Raw genomic sequence first — 3,334 nt, forward strand, 5'->3', positions numbered from 1 at the left:
AGGCTCCCCCGGGTTGGACCTTTGTAAGTTTTCGTAAACCCACAATGATCCTCCCGGTGGGAGTTTTCAACTCTTCAGACGGTGATCGATCCGGGCTAGGGTTCGCCGCCCGGCGCGCGCCCGTGCCCGGTGGCTCGCGCCGGCCTCCCCGGCGGATCGCGCCGAGGTCCGCCGCCCGGTGCGCGCGCCCGGTCCGCCGCCCGGTTACCGGTCGCCGCGCTTGTAGTCCTCGAGCTTGCGATACAACGTCTTGCGGTCCAGGCCGAGTCGCGCCGCGGCGCGCGTCTTGTTGCCGCCCTCGTCGTCGAGCACCCGCAGGATGTACTCGCGCTCGAGTTCGGCGAGAGTCAGCCGGCGCGCCACCGCTCCGGCGAGGAAGTCCGTGTCGCGCCGCTCGCGCACGTGCTGCGGCAGGTCGTCCGCGCGGATTTCCTCGCCCGACGCCAGGGCGACGCACCGCTCGATCACGTTCTCCAGCTCGCGCACGTTGCCGGGCCACGGGAACGCGAGCAGCGCGCGCTGTGCGTCTGGCGCGAGGCGCAGCACGCGGGGCGGTGTCGCGCGCGCCGCGTGCTTGCGCAGAAAGTGTTCTGCCAGCGGCAGGATGTCCTCGGGGCGCGCGCGCAGCGGCGGCAGCGCGATGTGGATGACGTTGAGTCGATAGAACAGGTCCTCGCGAAACAGCCCGGCGCGCATCCGCTCCTCGAGGTCCTTGTTGGTCGCCGCCACGACGCGGACGTCGATCTTTTGTTGGCGCGTCGAGCCGATCGGGCGGATCTCGCGTTCTTGCAACACGCGCAGCAGCTTCGCTTGCAGGGGCGCCGCCAGCTCGCCGATCTCGTCGAGAAAGATGGTGCCGCCGTCAGCTTCGGCGAACAGGCCCTGCTTGTCGGCGCGCGCGTCCGTGAACGCGCCACGCTTGTAGCCGAACAGCTCGGCTTCGAGCAGCGTTTCGGGCACCGCGGCGAGGTTGACCGCCACGAAGGGCCCCTCGGCGCGCGGCGAGTGGTAGTGGATCGCGCGCGCGATGAGTTCCTTGCCCGTGCCGCTTTCGCCGGTGATCAGCACCGACGCGGTCGACCCGCCGAGCCGGTGCACCAGCGAGAACACCTCCTGCATGGCCTCGCTGGTGCCGATGACGTTGTCGAGTTCGTACTGGCCCTTGACCTCGCGGCGCAGGCGCTCGACCTCGCGCTCGAGCCCGCGCTCGCGGATCGCCTTGTCGACGACGAGGATCAGTTCCTCGATCTCGAAGGGTTTGGTGATGTAATCGTATGCGCCGAGCTTGACGGCACGGATGGCGGTTTCGATCGACCCAAACGCGGTGATCATGACGATGTGCGGCGGCCGCTGTCCGGCGCGCAGGTCGCGGATGAGGTCGAAGCCGTCGAGATCGGGCATGCGCAGGTCGGTGACCACCACGTCGATGTCGCCCTGCTTGGCGCGCGCGACGCCCTCGCGGCCGCCGGCGGCGCCGATCACGCGGTAGCCGGCGTCCGCGAGCTCCTCGACCAGCAGCTCGCGCATCGCGTCGTCGTCCTCGACGACGAGAACCTGAGCGCGGTCTCGGTCGACCGGCTCGCGACTGGCGTCGGTCCGGTGCGCGTCCATCCGGGCGACTGTAGCAAACGCGGCGCGAGCGCACCGTCGCGTCACCCGGCCGGATCGGCTGGCAAGTACACCGTGAACACCGTACCGCCGCCCGGGTTGTCGGCGACTTCGATCCAGCCGTCGTGGTCCCGGACGATGCCCTGGCACACGGCGAGCCCGAGCCCCGTGCCGCCTTCGCCCTCGCGCGACGTGTAAAACGGCTCGAAGATCTTGTCGCGGATCGATTCGGGAATGCCGGGGCCGCTGTCGGCGACGGTGACGCGGACGAACGAGCTCGCCGGGTCCGACTCGAGCCCCGGCCGCTTGCGTTCGACCACCGACGTCTCGACCTCGAGGCTGCCGCCGGCCGGCATCGCCTGGATCGCGTTGAGAAACAGGTTGAGGAACACCTGCTGGAGTTGGTCGGCGCTGCCGCGCACGGGCGGCAGCCCCTCGGCGCGAGTGAGCACGTGGCGGATCTGGGCCTTGGCGAGCTGGTTTTCGAGAAATTCCATGGTCGTGAGCGTCACCTCGTTGAGGTTGACGGCCTCCGGATCGACGGCCCCGACCTTGCGGCGCGTGAAGTCGAGCAGGCGCTGGATGATGCGAGTGATTCGCGCCGCCTGCTCGGCGATGATCGTCGCGTTCTTTTCCACCGCGGCCGGTGAGTCGGCCTTCCGCGCCAGCGCGCGCGCGCGGCCGGAGATGACGTTGAGCGGCGTGCCGACCTCGTGTGCGATCTCGGCCGCCATCTGGCCCATCGTCGCGAGCCGGGCGGTCTCGGCCAGCCGCTGTTCGAGAGCGAGCCGCGCCTGGTTTTGCCGCGCCGTCTCGGCCTTCGACTCGCGCAGCGAGAAGGTCATCTCGTTGAACCGCGACGCGAGCGCGCCGATCTCGTCATCGTGTTCGGCGAGCAACACGCCCGACAGGTCGCCCTGGGCGACGGAATCGATGCCGGCGATGAGCTTGTCGATCGGGCCGGCGACGGTGCGCCGCACGGTGAGTGCGATGACGGCGATCAGCGCCGCCATGATCGCGGCGATCGCGAGTACCGCCTCGAGCACCTCGTCGAGCCACCGCGAGCGCAAAAACGCGGTCGACCGGGTGAGGTCCACGCCGCCGACGATGTCGACGCCGTCCGGGTGGTCCGGGTTCGGCACGCGCAGGGGCAGGGCGACGGCGAGTTGGTCGTCCGCGTTGACGACCAGCTCGGGGAGCCGCAACGCGATGAGCCGGTCGAGACGAGCGAGCGCGGCCGCGCGATCCGGCGAGCGCGGACCGGCGAGTGCCGCCGCGTCGAGCACCAGCACGCGCCACGGCGAGCCGGCGCGGGTGACGGCTCGCGCGATCGCATCCGGCCGCGCGAGGGCCTCGTCGACGCCGATCGCTTCCACCGTGGCGCGGATCGACTGCGCCAGATCGACCGCCTCGTCGACCAGAGCGCGCCGGCGCTCCAAATGGCGCGCGCGCAGCAGGAAAAACGCGAACCCGACGAGGGCGACGGCGGCGACGGCCGAAGTCGTGACGGTGATGCGGGTGCCTACGCGCACGGGACGATGTCGCGGCGGCGGGGGCCGTTGCGGCCGCATGCGCGCCGCTCCGCCGCGATGCGGCGCACGACGCCAGCGTACTCGACGGGGGCGGCGCGGCAAAGTGCGCGGCCGCCGGTGCGCGTGCGCGGTCGGCGCGCGCGGGCGGCGGCGCGGGGGTAGCGGCGCGCGGCCGGCGCGGGATGCGCGGGCCG

Annotated in this window: 3 protein-coding genes; all 3 read right to left on the reverse strand. The window is 71.3% G+C overall.

The genetic code is table 11. The features are described 5' to 3' along the window. Nucleotides 1–204: 204 nt before the first annotated feature. On the reverse strand, nt 205–1,611 hold the full coding sequence (locus D6689_11385) for a sigma-54-dependent Fis family transcriptional regulator (protein ID RMH41338.1): 1,407 nt from the start codon (nt 1,609–1,611) through the stop codon (nt 205–207). Between the two features lie 41 nt (nt 1,612–1,652). Continuing rightward, a complete protein-coding gene (locus tag D6689_11390; GenBank protein RMH41339.1) occupies nt 1,653–3,179 on the reverse strand; it encodes a HAMP domain-containing protein in 1,527 nt (508 codons plus the stop codon). Further along, nucleotides 3,131–3,334: hypothetical protein (locus D6689_11395; protein ID RMH41340.1), on the reverse strand; the 204-nt coding region annotated here is incomplete at its 5' end. The genes D6689_11390 and D6689_11395, both read right to left, overlap by 49 nt.

This window comes from Deltaproteobacteria bacterium (assembly GCA_003696105.1).
Lineage (GTDB): Bacteria > Myxococcota_A > Polyangia > Haliangiales > J016 > J016.

Excerpts from the sequence above, each read along its gene's own strand:
- D6689_11385 (RMH41338.1), bottom strand. The coding sequence starts at position 1,611 with ATGGACGCGCACCGGACCGACGCCAGTCGCGAGCCGGTCGACCGAGAC.
- D6689_11390 (RMH41339.1), bottom strand. The coding sequence starts at position 3,179 with ATGCGGCCGCAACGGCCCCCGCCGCCGCGACATCGTCCCGTGCGCGTA.